General features: G+C 62.0%; 16 protein-coding genes. 9 read left to right on the top strand and 7 right to left on the bottom strand.

The genetic code is table 11. From position 1 onward, the window contains the following. Positions 1 to 42: 42 nt before the first annotated feature. On the bottom strand, positions 43 to 1,164 hold the full coding sequence (locus tag NKI39_RS17290) for a branched-chain amino acid ABC transporter substrate-binding protein (RefSeq protein ID WP_352471026.1): 1,122 nt from the start codon (positions 1,162 to 1,164) through the stop codon (positions 43 to 45). A gap of 390 nt (positions 1,165 to 1,554) precedes the next feature. Continuing rightward, a complete protein-coding gene (locus NKI39_RS17285; RefSeq protein WP_010915070.1) occupies positions 1,555 to 1,821 on the bottom strand; it encodes an SEL1-like repeat protein in 267 nt (88 codons plus the stop codon). 459 nt (positions 1,822 to 2,280) lie between these two features. Between NKI39_RS17285 and NKI39_RS17280 the strand changes: the two genes are divergently transcribed. From NKI39_RS17280 to NKI39_RS17260, 5 genes are all read left to right on the top strand, one after another. Next, positions 2,281 to 2,625 carry a DUF2147 domain-containing protein gene (locus NKI39_RS17280; RefSeq protein ID WP_023677801.1) on the top strand — a complete coding sequence of 115 codons (345 nt, stop codon included), beginning with the start codon at positions 2,281 to 2,283 and terminating at the stop codon, positions 2,623 to 2,625. A gap of 210 nt (positions 2,626 to 2,835) precedes the next feature. After that, positions 2,836 to 2,988, top strand: a complete 153-nt coding sequence (locus tag NKI39_RS17275; protein WP_023677802.1) for a hypothetical protein — start codon at positions 2,836 to 2,838, stop codon at positions 2,986 to 2,988. Positions 2,989 to 3,029: 41 nt separating this feature from the next. After that, complete coding sequence (locus NKI39_RS17270; protein ID WP_352454349.1) at positions 3,030 to 3,224, top strand: hypothetical protein; 195 nt, start codon at positions 3,030 to 3,032, stop codon at positions 3,222 to 3,224. 122 nt (positions 3,225 to 3,346) lie between these two features. Further along, on the top strand, positions 3,347 to 4,807 hold the full coding sequence (locus tag NKI39_RS17265; RefSeq protein ID WP_502898577.1) for an AMP nucleosidase: 1,461 nt from the start codon (positions 3,347 to 3,349) through the stop codon (positions 4,805 to 4,807). An 80-nt stretch (positions 4,808 to 4,887) separates the two neighbouring features. Continuing rightward, positions 4,888 to 5,925: an endonuclease/exonuclease/phosphatase family protein gene (locus NKI39_RS17260; RefSeq protein ID WP_352616882.1), complete on the top strand. Its 1,038-nt coding sequence runs from the start codon at positions 4,888 to 4,890 to the stop codon at positions 5,923 to 5,925. A 30-nt stretch (positions 5,926 to 5,955) separates the two neighbouring features. On the opposite strand, the gene NKI39_RS17255 is transcribed toward NKI39_RS17260, so the two are convergent. The 3 genes from NKI39_RS17255 to NKI39_RS17245 form a co-directional block, all read right to left on the bottom strand. Beyond that, a complete protein-coding gene (locus NKI39_RS17255) occupies positions 5,956 to 6,552 on the bottom strand; it encodes a DUF922 domain-containing protein (RefSeq protein ID WP_352833178.1) in 597 nt (198 codons plus the stop codon). A 111-nt stretch (positions 6,553 to 6,663) separates the two neighbouring features. Next, positions 6,664 to 8,343, bottom strand: coding sequence for an electron transfer flavoprotein-ubiquinone oxidoreductase (locus NKI39_RS17250; protein ID WP_352471023.1), 1,680 nt, complete (start codon positions 8,341 to 8,343; stop codon positions 6,664 to 6,666). Positions 8,344 to 8,449: 106 nt separating this feature from the next. Next, on the bottom strand, positions 8,450 to 8,632 hold the full coding sequence (locus NKI39_RS17245) for a hypothetical protein (protein ID WP_198023574.1): 183 nt from the start codon (positions 8,630 to 8,632) through the stop codon (positions 8,450 to 8,452). On the opposite strand from NKI39_RS17245, the gene NKI39_RS17240 reads away from it, so the two are divergent. The 3 genes from NKI39_RS17240 (at position 8,583) to NKI39_RS17230 (ending at position 11,067) form a co-directional block, all read left to right on the top strand. Then, positions 8,583 to 9,227: a hypothetical protein gene (locus NKI39_RS17240; protein ID WP_023677808.1), complete on the top strand. Its 645-nt coding sequence runs from the start codon at positions 8,583 to 8,585 to the stop codon at positions 9,225 to 9,227. The two genes, NKI39_RS17245 and NKI39_RS17240, sit on opposite strands and share 50 nt — an antisense overlap. 37 nt (positions 9,228 to 9,264) lie before the next feature. Continuing rightward, positions 9,265 to 10,146, top strand: coding sequence for a uracil-DNA glycosylase (locus NKI39_RS17235; protein WP_352501793.1), 882 nt, complete (start codon positions 9,265 to 9,267; stop codon positions 10,144 to 10,146). Positions 10,147 to 10,251: 105 nt separating this feature from the next. Then, positions 10,252 to 11,067, top strand: a complete 816-nt coding sequence (locus NKI39_RS17230) for a helix-turn-helix domain-containing protein (protein WP_352471021.1) — start codon at positions 10,252 to 10,254, stop codon at positions 11,065 to 11,067. On the opposite strand, the gene NKI39_RS17225 is transcribed toward NKI39_RS17230, so the two are convergent. Both NKI39_RS17225 and NKI39_RS17220 read right to left on the bottom strand, forming a co-directional pair. Then, on the bottom strand, positions 11,068 to 12,045 hold the full coding sequence (locus NKI39_RS17225; protein ID WP_502897762.1) for a DMT family transporter: 978 nt from the start codon (positions 12,043 to 12,045) through the stop codon (positions 11,068 to 11,070). Beyond that, entirely contained in the window at positions 12,042 to 12,266 is a 225-nt protein-coding gene (locus tag NKI39_RS17220; RefSeq protein WP_352833253.1) for a hypothetical protein, read from the bottom strand. The genes NKI39_RS17225 and NKI39_RS17220 overlap by 4 nt, the downstream gene beginning before the upstream one ends. A gap of 154 nt (positions 12,267 to 12,420) precedes the next feature. Between NKI39_RS17220 and pepN the strand changes: the two genes are divergently transcribed. Continuing rightward, positions 12,421 to 15,066, top strand: a complete 2,646-nt coding sequence (pepN, locus tag NKI39_RS17215; protein ID WP_352833175.1) for an aminopeptidase N — start codon at positions 12,421 to 12,423, stop codon at positions 15,064 to 15,066. The last annotated feature ends 127 nt before the right edge of the window (positions 15,067 to 15,193 follow it).

Raw genomic sequence — 15,193 nt, 5'->3', positions numbered from 1 at the left:
CCATGTTCGATTACAGCAGCGCGTCTTGCGGCGCCGCGGCCATCACGGTTGGATCGGCGCGTATTTGCCGTCATGCCACTGGTTGATGTCGTAGCTCGCGTTCTTGAGGTCGCCCTTCTCGTCGAAGGTGACCGAGCCGACAACCGTGCTGATCGGCTGGCCGTTCTTTAACGCTTCGGCGACTTTTGCCGGATCGTCGCTGCCGGCGCGTTTGATGCCTTCGGCGAAGGCCTGGATCACCGCATAGGAAAACAGCGTGAAGCCCTCAGGCACGAAGCCGCCGGCCTTGATCTTGGCGATGGCCTCCTTGGCTTCGGGCTTCGCCTGCGGATTCGATGGGAAGACGAACATGGTGCCTTCGCCGGCCGGACCGGCAACCTGCCAGAATTCCGGCGAAGCGATCGAGTCCGGCATGATCAACTGGAACTTGAGGTTCTGCTCCGCCGACTGGCGCAGGATCAGGCCGGCTTCGGGGTGATAGCCGCCGAAATAGACGACGTCGGCTTTCAGCTCCTTGAGCTTGGTAACAAGAGCGGAATAGTCCTTCTCGCCAGCGTTGATGCCCTCGTAGAGGATTTCATTGAGACCGTTCTGGTTCATCGTTGCCTTCACGGCATCGGCCACGCCCTGCCCATAGGCGCTCTTGTCGTGCAGGATGACGACTTTCTTGCCGGCATATTTCTTGGCGATCCAGGGACCGATGAAAGCGCCCTGCGCATCGTCGCGCGTGTAGAGGCGCATGATCGTCGGCCAGCCGGCTTTCGCCGCTGCATCGGTCAACACCGGGTTCGAGGAAGCCGGACTCATCATCAGCGCACCGGCTTCGGCGTAGACAGCGGAGGCCGGGATGCTGGAGCCCGAGCAGGCGTGGCCATCGATGAACTTGACACCGTTGGCGATGATGCGGTTGGCGACCGAAACCGCCTGCTTCGGATCGCACTGGTCATCCTCGATGTCGAGCTTGATCTGGCGGCCGTCGACGCCGCCCGCCGCGTTGATCGCGTCGGCGGCGGCTTGCGCGCCTTGCTTAAACTGATCGCCGATGTTGGCAAGCTGACCGGTCATCGGTCCGACCACCGAAAAGGTGATGTCATCGGCGAAGGCGACCGGCGCGGTCATCATCAGGCCAAATATGGCTGCGCTGAAAATACTGAATTTCTTCATGGTGACACAACTCCTCCACTCTCGCGCGACCATCCCGGCCGCGCCTCTTCCAGAATGGCGGGAGAATTTCATCCTTCACCGGAGCTGTCTAGACGCATCGTCGGCGCTCGATTGGGCCTGTAATGCGCTGTTCCAAAGACAAAGCCGCGCCAGCCTTGTTCCGGCCGGTCGCAGCTTTTCTCATCGAGTTCCCGAGGTATCCCCACCAGGATCCGCTCGCCTTCCCTGTTTGTACGGTTTATGGCGCGGCTCGTCCGCCGTGTTCTTGATCTTGTTGGCCCGGCCGTCTTGCGCGGCCTTGATTTTTCGGGCCCGGCCCTCTGCGCGGCCTTGACCCGAAGCGTCCCTGTCGTGAGGTCAGTACCCCTTGTGAGGTCGATGCCGGCGAATTCAGTGCATCGTCATCCATTCGCGAGCTTCGCGCAGCGCCTTGGCGATCTCGACCTTCGACATGGCGGCAGACAATTCGGAGCGCAGTTCCGCGGCGCGGGCCGAACCCTTGATCGCGGCGATGTTGAACCATTTGTGGGCGGCGACGACGTCGGTCTCGCAATCGCGGCCAGTCGCATACATCATGCCCAACTCGAAAAGAATATCGGCCTGGGCGGTTGCCCCCATGGCGCCGAAGCCGGCTTCAAGCATTTCAAAACGTGCCATTTCAAATCCCCTGTTCTGGCTCCCGAGAGCTGTCTCCGTATGTCCCTCGGTGTCCTTGATTACCGTCGGGGGCGGCCGCTCTTTCGATGCTTTCGAGAATGCCCCGGAGGCTTGAATCCGTCGTTAAATGGCGTGCTTAATTTGAGGAAAACAAAGCTAAAACAAGAGGTAAACACGAAAATTCGTTAAGGATACAAAGCCAGCAATCGCGCCGGTTTGCACAAGATTTGAAGAAAACTTGCGAGGCGCGGATCAAGACTCCGCTAACCACAGAAGACAAAGACGTGTGCGGCCCGTTTCATTTTTCGCCGGCGCGGCCGTTCGGGAGCGGGCAAAAACCCGCAACCCTTCCGTGGCGGCACCGCTTTTGTTTTTCCGGGAGCTGGACTAGCTTACGTTTGCGTAAGGGGCAGACACCCGGGACGGAGCCCGATTGGACTTACCTGAGGGAGGAAAGACATGTTTCGACAAGTGAGCCTGGCCCTCGCGGCCGCAATAATGATGACCGGCGCGGCATGGGCCGATCCGATCGAAGGCAATTGGAAAACGCAAGCCGGATCGACTGCCGCCATTTCGGGTGGCGGCGGGGCATTTTCGATTACGCTCAAATCCGGCAAATTTGCCGGCAAGAACATCGGTTCACTGAAGGTTGCCGGCGACAACAAATATGCCGGCACGATAACCGACCCGGAAACCGACAAGACCTATTCGGGCAAGGCTTCGCTTTCCGGCAGTTCTCTCAAGATGAGCGGCTGCGTGCTCGGCGGGCTGATCTGCAAGAGCCAGACCTGGCACAAGCTCTGATCGTGCCCTTCCTGCCGGGGTGAGCGGGGCCAGTCGGCCCCGTTTTCATGTTATCGGTCTCGCAGCCATGGTGTCGCCATGGGTCGCTGCACTCACAGCGGACCCTCTCAGAGATCATCAACCATTTTTGAACCGCAGATGAACGCCGGGATCAGAGCCGGTTCAGCCGGGGCAAGGCATTGTCATGCGTGTTGAAGGAGACACCGCGCAATGCTTGCCCGCCGCTTCACCATCGTCTGCCTGCTGATGAGTCTGTTCGGCATGTTGTTCGCCGTCCTTGTCGCCGAAGCCGGCCGGCCGTCCCGCTCCTGGGACGTCGCCAGTTCCTGCCGACTCGGTTGCTTGAACCATCTTCACCACTGAAACGACAAAGAGCTGAACCTTTAGAGAAAAGCAAAACGCCAATGAACCGCCTCGCCGCCAACACCCTCAAGACGCTTCGGCTGCTGCCGCGCGCGGCGCTCATCCTGACTGTTCTTTCGGTACCGGTACTGGCCGTGCCGACGATGCGCACCAATGCCGGCTCAACGATCGAGGCGCCTGCGTTGAGGAAGTCAGGCCTCGGCTTTGTGCTGCTGGTTAGCCTGCAGCGCGGTTAGCAGACCGAAAAACGCCGACAGCGCGTATTGAGGCCGCCTTACCCCCTCCCAACCGCGCGTCCAACTCTCTATATTGGGTCATGGAAAAGCGAATCTATCCCCAAGCCATTGAATCGGTGGTCATGCCGGAGCCGTTTGGCCGGCAGAGCTTCAACGACGCCAAGAAGGCGGTCGCCGCCCTACAGGTGCTTTACGACCGCAACACCAAGTTCCTGCGCGATTCATTTACCGCGCTCGCCGCGGGCGGCGACAACAACAAACGCTACCGGGCTTTCTATCCGGAGATCGGCGTCACCACGAGTTCCTTCACGCAAATCGACTCGCGGCAGGCCTATGGCCACATGCCGACGCCGGGGCATTTCTCAACCACCGTCACCCAGCCTGCTCTTTTCGAAAGCTACCTCACCGAACAGCTTCGGCTGATCATGCGCAACCACGGCGTTCCCGTCACGGTTTCGGAATCGACCACTCCCATCCCGCTGCATTTCGCCTTCCTCGAAGGCACGCATGTCGACGGGACTGCTGCCGAGCGCATCAAACGGCCGATCCGTGACCTGTTCGACGTGCCGGATCTCGACGGCACCGACGACCAGATCGCCAACGGCACGTTCGAAGTGGCATTGGGCGAGGCACGGCCGCTGGCGCCGTTCACCGCGCAACGCATCGACTATTCGCTGCACCGGATGTCGCATTATACGGCGACCAGTCCCCAGCATTTCCAGAACTTCGTGCTGTTCACCAACTACCAATTCTACATCGACGAATTCGTCGCCCGTGCACGCGAATTGATGGCCAATGGCGGTGATGGATATGTCGAGTTCGTCGAGCCGGGCAACATCGTGACCAAAGCAGGGGACGGCGCGCCCGGTGAGGGTGCTGCGCCGCCTCGCCTGCCGCAGATGCCGGCCTATCATCTGAAGAAGCCGAATCATGGCGGCATCACCATGGTCAATATCGGCGTTGGGCCTTCCAACGCCAAGACGATCACCGACCATATTGCGGTGCTCCGGCCGCATGCCTGGGTGATGCTCGGCCATTGCGCCGGCCTGCGCAACACGCAGGCGCTCGGGGATTATGTGCTGGCCCATGCCTATGTACGAGAAGACCATGTCCTCGACGACGATCTTCCGGTCTGGGTGCCGATCCCGCCGCTAGCCGAAATCCAGGTGGCTCTGCAGGAAGCGGTCGCCGAGGTCACCGGGCTTTCCGGATATGATCTCAAGCGCATCATGCGCACTGGCACCGTCGCCACTATCGACAACCGCAATTGGGAGCTGCGCGACCAGCGCGGGCCGGTCCAGCGGCTGTCGCAGTCGCGGGCGATCGCGCTCGACATGGAATCGGCGACGATCGCCGCCAACGGCTTCCGCTTCCGGGTGCCCTATGGCACGCTGCTTTGCGTATCCGACAAGCCGCTGCATGGCGAATTGAAGTTGCCGGGCATGGCGACCGAGTTCTACAAGCGGCAAGTAGCGCAGCACCTGACCATCGGCATCAGGGCGATGGAGAAGCTGGCTGAAATGCCGATGGACCGACTGCATTCGCGCAAACTCAGGAGCTTTTCGGAAACTGCCTTCCAGTAAATGCCGAATCGCATGTGTCGGTCCAGGTCAGGACATTTCGTCATCTTGATTGAGCCGCACTTCTGCCGATAGACAAAGCGATGGCACGTGTTCGGGACATGACGGTTGCGCTGGCATTCGTCGCAATGCTTGCACTCTCGGCCGCGCTGGTGGCCGGGTTCTTCGGATCGCTGCATCCGGCCCTCGATTCCTTTGCTCATTTCCGCGTCCATTTTTCGGTGCTGATGGCGCTTTGCGCGCTGCCGCTGCTCGCCACCTCGTTTCGCCTGCAGGCCGCGGTCGCATTGCTGTTTGCGATAGCCTCCTTTGCCACCACGCAGAATGCCTTGCCGCTTTCGCGGCTATGGCAGGTGCAGGCCGCCTACGAAGCCAAACTCGGTGACGAGCCAGTCTACCGCCTGCTGCAGATGAACCTCAGGTTCAACAATCCAACGCCTGAGAAGGTGCTGTCGCTGATCGGCCGGACCCAGCCTGATGTTATCACCCTCGACGAGGTGTCCGAAACGTGGAAGGCAAAGCTTGGGCTGCTATCCGGCGGCTATCCCTACCGGATCCTCTGCCCATATCCCAATGGCGTGTTCGGCGTTGCGCTGCTGTCCAGACGACCGTTTGGCATAGGCACGGAGCCGCACTGCGACAGCCGCGGCGCGATGGCGATCGCCACGGTCGATTTCGGCGGAACCGACGTCGATGTCGCCGCCATCCACCTCACCTGGCCATGGCCGCACAACCAATCACGGCAGATTGGAGGGTTGTCTGACGAAATCGCCTCGCTTGGCGAGACGTCGATCCTGGCAGGCGACTGCAACGCAGCGCCATGGAGCGCCGCCGTCCGGCGCGTCGCATCGCTTGGCAAGCTGACTGTAATGCCGTCGGTCGGGCCGACCTGGCTCTACAGAAGGCTGCCGGATTTCCTGCGCTTCGCCGGACTGCCGATCGACCAGGTCTTCAGCAAGGGCGCCATTGTTATCCATTCGGCGTCGACCCTTGAGGACACCGGCTCAGACCATCTGCCGGTGCTGGTGGAGTTTTCGCTTCGGTCGGATGAACAAAAGCCGCTCGACGAGCACCAGACGGCGACCGCGCTTGCGGCGCTGCCTGGCGGGACGCGAAGCTGAAAATCCGCAGTCCAATCTCGACCTGGCTTATTACTGGCCCACAAAAGCGCGGATGAGGTGCTCGACAGGGCCGCCGTCGCGATGCTCGTGCGCATCGAAGGCGATCTGCTTTGCCTCGTATTCGGCATAGATGGCATTGATCCGGCGCTTTGCCTCGCGACGTGCCTCGAAACAGTGCGGGTCATCACCGACTGTCAGCCCTCGAACCGACTTTTCGGTGGCCCGCATCATCTGTCTGGCGATGCGGCCATGGGTCTCTTCATGGGCGCGAACGCCAGCGAAGAACCGCTTCCAGCGCTTCTGCAGCGCAGGCGACGTGGCTGAGACTAGTTTGGGATAGGTATAGAAGAGATTGAGCGTCCCGTTGGCCTGGCGCAGGCGGCAGACGCCGTTTTCCCGTTGGGCATCGAAGGTCCACTCATCGACGCTGTAGCCGGTCTGCGCGATGGCGTGGGTCATGAAGCCGTGCTTCGGCCCACTGCGATCCATGGCCTCGATCAGGGCCGCGCCGGTGGTTCCGGCAATGTTGTAAGTTCGTGTCTTGACCAGCACCTTAGTGCCGGCCAAGGCTGCAGGGGCGCACAATGCCCCGATCGCCACAACGCTCGTCAGAACTGCCAGGCGCATTTTTCCTTCCTCCCTGTCGCCGCAGAAAGGAAACACAGGCAGGCGGTTTATTCAACAATCCTACGGTTGCGCTGCTCCTCATCTTGTTTAGTCCGGAGCAAACCTTGTGACTTACATGTTCTGGTAGACCGGGCCCTCGCCGCCCTGTGGCGGCACCCAATTTATGTTCTGGTTCGGGTCCTTGATATCGCAAGTCTTGCAGTGCACGCAGTTCTGCGCGTTGATGACGAAGCGCACATCCTTGGCCGCAGGATCGGCGGCGGCATTGCCATCCTTGTCGACCCATTCGTAGACGCTGGCCGGGCAGTAACGCGTCGAGGGTCCCGCATAGACGTCATGCTCAGAGCGCTTCTGCAGGTCCATGTCGGCGACGAGCAGATGCACCGGCTCGTTCTCCTCGTGGTTGGTGTTGGACAGGAACACCGACGACAGCCGGTCGAAGGTCAGCACCCCGTCCGGCTTCGGGTAGGCGATCTTCTGGTGCGCGGCGGCCGGTTCCAGCGTCGCATAGTCGGCCCTGCCGTGCTTCATCGTGCCGAAGGGCGAGAAGCCGAACAGCGTGTTCAGCCACATGTCGAGGCCGCCAAGGCCGACGCCGACAATGGTGCCGAAGCGCGACCATAGCGGCTTGACGTTGCGCACTTTCTTCAGGTCCTTGCCGATATCGGTGGCGCGCCAGGCGGCCTCGTAGGAGGCCAGCTCGTCATTGGTGCGGCCGGCGGCTATCGCATCACAGACATGCTCGGCCGCCAGCATTCCGGAGAGCACGGCGTTGTGCGAGCCCTTGATGCGCGGCACGTTGACGAAGCCGGCTGCGCAGCCGATCAGCGCACCGCCAGGGAAGGACAGTTTCGGCACCGATTGCCAGCCGCCTTCGGTGATGGCGCGGGCACCATAGCCCAGCCGCTTGGCACCCTCGAAGGTGCCGCGGATCGCCGGATGGGTCTTGAAGCGCTGAAACTCGTCAAAGGGCGACAGATAGGGATTCTTGTAGTTCAGGTGAACGACGAAGCCGACTGCCACCTGGTTGTCCTCGAGATGGTAGAGGAAGGAGCCGCCGCCGGTCTTCAAATCGAGCGGCCAGCCGAAGGAATGCTGGACAAGGCCCGGCCGGTGGTTTTCCGGTTTGATCTGCCAGAGTTCCTTGAGGCCGATGCCGTATTTTCCGGGCTCACGACCGTCGGAAAGGTGGTATTTGGCGATCAGTTGCTTGGCCAGCGAGCCGCGCGCGCCCTCGCCGATCAAGACATATTTGCCCATCAGCGCCATGCCCGGCGCAAAGCCCGGACCGTGCGTGCCGTCCTTCTCGACGCCCATGTCGCCGGTGACGACGCCGGTGACCGCACCGGCCTCGTTGTAGAGCAGGCCGACCGCGGCAAAGCCCGGATAGATCTCGACGCCCAGCGCCTCGGCCTTGGTCGCCAGCCAGCGGCAGACATTGCCGAGCGAGACGATATAATTGCCGTGATTGTTCATCAGCGGCGGCATCAGGATATTGGGCAGACGGAACGAACCGGCGGGGCCGAGAACCAGGAAATGGTCGTCGGTGACCGGTGTCCTGAAGGGATGACCCTCCTCTTCGCGCCAGCCGGGCAGCAGCCGGTCGATGCCGATCGGATCGACGACGGCGCCGGACAGGATGTGCGCGCCGACTTCGCCGCCCTTTTCCAGCACGACGACGGAAAGCTCGGGATTGACCTGCTTGAGACGGATCGCGGCGGCGAGGCCGGCCGGGCCGGCGCCGACGATGACCACGTCGAATTCCATGCTTTCGCGTTCGATATCGCTCATCGATCCCTCACTGGCTCGCTATTCCCGGCATCTTGCTGGCTCACGCGCTGCATAGCGCATCAAATAGCGACGGGAAACCGGCGCGGACGTGACAATACCGATTTCATCAAAAAGTCGCGTCCTGCCGCACAGATTCGCGGTGACGAGCATCAATCTTCAATCCTATTCCGTTTGCACAGATATGTCGCACTGATGTTTTTAATTGTTCGACGGCTTGCTTATCGGCCATACTTCCCGCCATGCGCATATTCGGGCCGGCTGGCTTTTCATCGACGCGCTTTTTTTTCACGCCCGGCCGGTTTTGCCGTGCGGCGCTCTTGGCGCTTCTGCCACTGACGGCCCTCGATGCCCGTGCCGAGCAGCAACTGGTCTGGGCGACCGGCGCCTATTCCTTTTCCGACGAGCGCGGCGGTTTCCGCATCACCGGGGCTTCCGGCATCGGCACGAAAGAGGATCCGCTGGTCATCACCGAAGAGCTGAATTCAGCGACGCCGGTAACGCTGGCCATTCGCACGACAAGGCCGATCCAGCCGTTCGGCAAGGCGGGAGACTTCGCCAATGGTCTGATGTATATGCGCATCGACGTGCTCAACAATAGCGGCCAAGCCTGGGTCGAGTTCCAGTTCGAACTCCAGGAGATCCTCGACCAGCCGAGCGTGTTCGGCGACGGCCTGTCGTTCGACCAGCGCAACAAAACGCCCGAAAATATCTGGTCGAGCAGCTACGCCGATTTCGACCGCAATTTCGAACCGTATGACCGCCTGCTGTTCAAGAACGGCAAGATCGACCCGCTGAAGACCGCCAGCTTCTATTTCCTGATCACCGACTACACGCCGCGCTGGACGTTCTATCTGGTGCAGGATCCGCGCATACCGTCGAGCTGAACTTGCAAATTCAAGCTCCGCGGCCGAATGTGAAACCATGACTGCCGCCCCCCACACTAGCCGAGCCGATCTCGCCGAGCTGCTGGCCTTCTACGCCAGCGCCGGCGTCGACGAGGCACTTGAAGAACAGCCGGTAAACAGGTTTGCAGAAGCCAGGCCGCCGGAGCGGGTGCCTGCGGCGGCCGCTCTGCCGGCCGGTGAAAATGCATCGCCTCATCGCTCGACGAGCGTGTCGCGCGGCGAAATGGGCGAGAGACCGAATACGGCACCGGCAGTGCGAACGTCCCCGGCCATGTCAACGGTGCCCGACGAGGCGCAGGCGGCATTGGCGCGGCAACTGGCGAGATCGGCGGCAAACCTCGACGAGCTTCGCCAGCACATGGCGGCATTCGACGGCTGCAATCTTAAATTCACCGCCAAGAACCTGGTGTTCGCCGACGGCAATCCGACTGCCGCGGTGATGCTGGTCGGCGAAGCGCCGGGCCGCGACGAGGACATAGAGGGCTTGCCGTTCGTCGGCCGCTCGGGCCGGCTGCTCGACCGCATGCTGGCCGCGATCGGTCTTGACCGGACATCTGCCTACATCGCCAACGTGATTCCCTGGCGGCCGCCGGGCAACCGCACGCCGACGCCGCACGAGACCGAGATCTGCCGGCCGTTCATCGAGCGGCAGATCGAACTGGTCAATCCGAAGGTGCTAGTCAATCTCGGCGGCCCGTCGGCAAAGACCCTGCTCAACACCTCCGAAGGCATATTGCGGCTGCGCGGCAACTGGCGCGTCCACACGACCCCGTCTGGCGTCGCCATTCCCGCCATGCCGACCCTGCATCCGGCCTATTTGTTGAGAACGCCTGCGCACAAGAAGCTGGCGTGGCGGGATTTCCTCGAAGTGAAGGCGAAGTTGCGGGCACTTGGGTAACGGTGCAGAACGCGTCTTCCGTCCTCCCCTTGCGAGGAAGGAAGGGCGGCATCATGATCTCGCAGGTAATTGAAATGCGCCCACTGCCGGCCTAGTCATCTCGTTATGACAGCAGCCCAGATTTCCGCCGGCAGTCTCATTCGCGAATGGCGTACACGCCGGCGCATGAGCCAGCTCGACCTCGCCATGGAGGCCGAGATCTCGCAGCGGCATCTGAGTTTCGTTGAAAGCGGCCGCGCCGCACCCTCGCGTGACATGGTGCTGCATCTGGCGGAGCAGCTTTCGATCCCGCTCAGGCAGCGCAACCAGCTGCTGCTGGCCGCCGGCTTTGCCCCGAGCTTCAGCGAACGACCACTTGACGATGCCTCGATGGCACCGGCGATGGCGGCGGTCGAGACCGTGCTCAAGGCGCACGAGCCGTTCCCGGCGCTTGCCGTCGACCGGCATTGGAACCTGGTGTCGGCGAACGCCGCCATCGGCCCGTTCCTCGCCAATGTCGCCGACGCCTCCCTGCTGAAGCCGCCGGTCAACGTTTTGCGCCTCAGCCTGCATCCCGGCGGCATCGCGCCGCGCATCGTCAACCTTGCGGAATGGCGGACGCATCTTCTGGAGCGGCTGAAGCGGCAGAACGACGCTGCCGCCGATCCGGTTCTGGTCGAGCTCGAGCGCGAGCTTCGGGCCTATCCGTCCGGCCTTAAAAGCAGCCGGCCGGCGCCGGTCGAACCGAACGCGATTGTCCATCCGCTCAAGCTTGCCCATGGCGACGCGGTGCTGTCGTTCATCAGCACCATCACCGTGTTCGGCACGCCGCTCGACGTGACGCTGGCGGAGCTGGCGATCGAATCTTTTTTCCCCGCCGACGAGCAGACGCGGGCGGTGCTGATGCGGCTGGCGAAAGAGCGGACCGACGCAGCGGGCTGATCACCCTTCCGGCGCGACGGCCTTGCGGGTGCGGGTGCGTTCGAGACCCAGCTGGCGCTCGCGCCAGATGATGAAAATCCCCGCCGCAACCACGATCATGCCGCCGACCAGCATGTTGATCGTGGCGATATCGCCAAAGACCAGATAGCCGACGACGACGCCGAGGATCATCGAAGTGTATTCGAAAGGTGCTACGACGGAAGCCTCGGCATGGCGATAGGCCGAGGTCATCAGAATCTGGCCAAGCCCGCCGCAAAAACCCGCGGCAATCAGAAGCCCCGCCTGTGCTGGCGTCAGCGCCTGCCAGCCGAATGGCAGCGAAAGCAGCGCCATGACGCTCGCGGTTACCGAAAACCACAGCACGATGGTCGCCGTCCGCTCGCTCTGGACGAGGTTGCGAACCAGGAGCATGGCGATGGCCGAGATCGCCGCGGCTATCAGGGCGGCGATGACGCCAAGCACCTCCTGATCGCCAAGGGCAGCGCCCGAACTGAGCAGCGTCAGTTCCGGCCACGAGATGATCAGCACCCCGACCAGGCCGACGGCAACCGCACTCCAGCGATAGATGCGGATGGCTTCGCCGAGGAAGATCGAACTGAACACCACGACCAGCAGCGGCTGCGCGTAGTTCAGTGTGATCGCCTCCGGCAGCGGCAGCCGCGTCAGCGCGAAGAAGCCGAGCCCCATGGCACAGACACCGACGACGCCGCGCGCAATGTGGTTGAGCGGGCGCTTTGTCGAAAAGGCGGTTCCGAGTTTTCCCTGGAAGGCGAGGAAGGCGATGATCGGAAAAATGGCAAAGAAGGAGCGGAAGAAGACGATCTGGCCCGCCGGGACGGTGCCTGCCGCCTTGATGCAGGACGACATGCCGACGAAGACCGCCACCGATACGATCTTGAGCAAGATCCCGGTCAGCGTGCTGTGCTCGCCGGCAAGGTCGCCAACTGCAAGCACTGGCAAATCCGGTCTGGCTGTCACGCCCCTCTTGCTTCCTCGATCGCCGCCCAGATGCACGCCGGCGTTCCCGGCATGTCGATATGCGTGATGCCGTAGGTGCGGTAGTGCGCGTCGGTCACCGCATTGAGCGCGGCAGGCGTCGACCCGATCGTACCCGCCTCCCGCGCGCCCTTGATGAAGGCCACATCCTCGCGACGCAACACAGAGGCGCTCGTTCCGAATTTCGGCGTGACGACGGTCATGGAAGCCTCGCGATGATGCTTGGGAAATGATCGCCTGAAATAGACGTCGCTGCAGTTTTGTCGAGGGAGCGTTTCGTGTAAAGAGCGCAGACTTCAAATTATTTGGACCAGCGGACCCGCCCGCCGCACCCGGATCGACAGGAAAAATCAAGGAATGCGCACAGATACCGGCCAGGTCTTCAAGCTCGAAGACTATCGCCCCAGTGATTATCTCATTCCGGAAACCAGCCTGACTTTCCGCCTTTCGCCTGAAGCAACGCATGTGACCGCCGTGCTGACGGTCGAACGCCGCGACGGGATTGCGGCGTCGGTGCCACTGGTGCTGGATGGCGACGGGCTGACGCTCCGCGGCATCGCCATCGACGGCCAGGAGCCGAGCCCTGCGGATTTTCTCGTCACGCCCGATCAACTGACAATCATCAGCCCCCCTGCGACAAGGCGCTTCCAGCTGAGAATTGAAACCGTGTTGGCGCCGGCGCAGAACGAAGCGCTGATGGGCCTCTATCGCTCGAGCGACGTCTATTGCACGCAATGCGAGGCCGAAGGCTTTCGCCGCATCACTTATTTCCTCGACCGTCCCGACATCCTGTCGGTCTATACGGTGCGTATCGAAGCTGAGCGCAATGAGGCGCCGCTGCTTTTGTCCAACGGCAACCCGGCCGGCAGCGGCGAGCTTGCCGGCGGCTGGCACTATGCGGTCTGGCACGACCCCTTCCCCAAGCCGTCCTATTTGTTTGCGCTGGTGGCGGGCGACCTCGGCAAGATCTCGGACAGTTTTGTCACCCTGTCTGGCCGCAGGGTCGAGCTCGGAATCTATGTCGAACCGGGCAAGGAGAGGCTCGCCGGCTACGCCATGGACGCTTTGAAACGGTCGATGAAATGGGACGAGGAGGCATTCGGCCGCGAATACGACCTCGATGTCTTCAACATCGTCGCCGTGTCCGACTTCAATATGGGCGCAATGGAGAACAAGGGTCTCAACATCTTCAACGACAAATATGTGCTGGCCGACCAGGAAACCGCGACCGACGCCGATTTCGCCAATATCGAGGCCATCATTGCCCATGAGTATTTCCACAATTGGACAGGTAACAGAATCACTTGCCGCGACTGGTTCCAGCTTTGCCTGAAGGAAGGCCTGACGGTTTTCCGCGACCACGAATTCTCCGCCGATCAGCGCTCGCGCGCCGTCAAGCGCATCGCCGAGGTTCGTACGCTGCGCGCCCATCAGTTTCCCGAGGACCAAGGGCCACTGGCGCATCCGGTCCGGCCTCGCCGCTACCGCGAGATCAACAATTTCTACACGGCGACGGTCTACGAAAAAGGCTCGGAAGTCGTGCGCATGATCCATACCATCCTCGGCGCCGAGACGTTCCGCGCCGGCATGGACCTCTACTTCGAACGTCACGACGGCCAGGCGGCGACGATCGAAGACTTCATCAAAGTGTTCGAAGACGTCTCGGGTCGCGACCTGTCGCAGTTTTCGCTGTGGTATCATCAGGCCGGTACGCCGAACCTGACCGTCAGTTCGGCGTATAATCCGGCAGCGCGGGAATTCACGCTCGAAATCGAGCAGTCGGTGCCGCCAACGCCGTCGGAAAGCCGCAAGCGGCTGATGCACATTCCGCTTGCCTTCGGCCTGGTTGGCGCCGGTGGCGAGGCGATAGCCCACAGCGGCGCCGAAGGGGCGAACGTCGAGGACGGTGTCATCCATATCCGCAAACGCCGCCATGTCGTCAGGTTTTCCGGGATTGCCGAGCGTCCAGCCATGTCGCTCAACCGCGGCTTTTCGGCGCCGGTGACACTTTCGGTCGAGCAGCGGCCCGACGACCAGTTTTTTCTGGCTGGCCACGACAGCGACGCCTTCTCGCGCTGGCAGTCGTTCAACTCGCTTTTGACCGATGCGCTGATTGCAGCCTTCCGCCATATCCTGGACCACAAGCAACCCGAGTTCAGCGCCCGGCTGACCGGGCTTGCCGGCAAGACAGCCGGCGACGAAGCGCTCGAACCCGCCTATCGGGCACTGGCGCTGGCGCTGCCCGGCGAGGCCGATATCGCCCGCGACATCGGCAAGAACATCGACCCCGACGCCATTTTCGCGGCGCGCGAGGCGCTGGCGGTTGCAATCGCCGAGGCCAACCGCGAGATATTCTCCAAATTTTACGATCGGCTTGCCGACACTGGTCCGTTCAGCCCGGACGCGGCCAGTGCCGGGCGGCGGGCGCTGCGCAATGTCCTGCTGGACTATCTCTCCTTGCTGCCGGGAGGTGCGGAACTCGCTGCCGGGCACTTCCAATCGGCGACCAACATGACCGACCGGGCCGCGGCGTTGACCGTGCTTGCGCACCGTCACCATGGCTCACCGGAGGCGACCAAGGCGCTGGCGGATTTCGAGGCGAAATATGCAACCGATCCGCTGGTCATGGACAAATGGTTCCAGATCCAGGCCAGCGTGCCCGGCCCGCAAACCGTCGACGCGGTGCGCGCCTTGACAGGCCACCCTGCGTTCTCGATGGCCAACCCGAACCGGGTACGGGCACTCATCGGCACGTTTTCCAGCGCCAACCAGACCGGCTTCCATCGCACCGACGGCCAAGGCTACCGGCTTTTCGTCGAAACGGTGCTGCAGGTCGAAAAACGCAACCCGCAGGTGGCCGCCAGGCTGGCGACGGCGCTCAGGTCGTGGCGCTCGCTCGAACCGGTGCGGCAGGCCAAGGCAAGGGAGGCGTTGCTTTCGATCGCCAATACCGAGAAGCTGTCGGCCGATTTGCGAGACATCGTCGAGCGCACCCTGGCGTAAGCGACCTCCGTTGTCCCCTTGTGGGAAAAAGGGAAGACCCCCCGAAAACCCAGTTATTTTAGTCGATTTTTAATCTTTTTTCGCCGCGCCTCTGGACAAGGCGAATCACCTTTGATTCTTTAGTGAC

Origin of the sequence: Mesorhizobium sp. M0664 (assembly GCF_040320565.1) — a bacterium.
Classification (GTDB): Bacteria; Pseudomonadota; Alphaproteobacteria; order Rhizobiales; family Rhizobiaceae; genus Mesorhizobium.
Note: the sequence above shows the minus strand (reverse complement) of the source record. Positions and strands in the feature narration are given on the sequence as shown.

Coding starts and splice junctions, on each gene's coding strand:
- NKI39_RS17290 (WP_352471026.1), bottom strand. CDS start 1,164: ATGAAGAAATTCAGTATTTTCAGCGCAGCCATATTTGGCCTGATGATG.
- NKI39_RS17285 (WP_010915070.1), bottom strand. CDS start 1,821: ATGGCACGTTTTGAAATGCTTGAAGCCGGCTTCGGCGCCATGGGGGCA.
- NKI39_RS17280 (WP_023677801.1), top strand. CDS start 2,281: ATGTTTCGACAAGTGAGCCTGGCCCTCGCGGCCGCAATAATGATGACC.
- NKI39_RS17275 (WP_023677802.1), top strand. CDS start 2,836: ATGCTTGCCCGCCGCTTCACCATCGTCTGCCTGCTGATGAGTCTGTTC.
- NKI39_RS17270 (WP_352454349.1), top strand. CDS start 3,030: ATGAACCGCCTCGCCGCCAACACCCTCAAGACGCTTCGGCTGCTGCCG.
- NKI39_RS17265 (WP_502898577.1), top strand. CDS start 3,347: ATGCCGGAGCCGTTTGGCCGGCAGAGCTTCAACGACGCCAAGAAGGCG.
- NKI39_RS17260 (WP_352616882.1), top strand. CDS start 4,888: ATGGCACGTGTTCGGGACATGACGGTTGCGCTGGCATTCGTCGCAATG.
- NKI39_RS17255 (WP_352833178.1), bottom strand. CDS start 6,552: ATGCGCCTGGCAGTTCTGACGAGCGTTGTGGCGATCGGGGCATTGTGC.
- NKI39_RS17250 (WP_352471023.1), bottom strand. CDS start 8,343: ATGAGCGATATCGAACGCGAAAGCATGGAATTCGACGTGGTCATCGTC.
- NKI39_RS17240 (WP_023677808.1), top strand. CDS start 8,583: ATGCGCATATTCGGGCCGGCTGGCTTTTCATCGACGCGCTTTTTTTTC.
- NKI39_RS17235 (WP_352501793.1), top strand. CDS start 9,265: ATGACTGCCGCCCCCCACACTAGCCGAGCCGATCTCGCCGAGCTGCTG.
- NKI39_RS17230 (WP_352471021.1), top strand. CDS start 10,252: ATGACAGCAGCCCAGATTTCCGCCGGCAGTCTCATTCGCGAATGGCGT.
- NKI39_RS17220 (WP_352833253.1), bottom strand. CDS start 12,266: ATGACCGTCGTCACGCCGAAATTCGGAACGAGCGCCTCTGTGTTGCGT.
- pepN (WP_352833175.1), top strand. CDS start 12,421: ATGCGCACAGATACCGGCCAGGTCTTCAAGCTCGAAGACTATCGCCCC.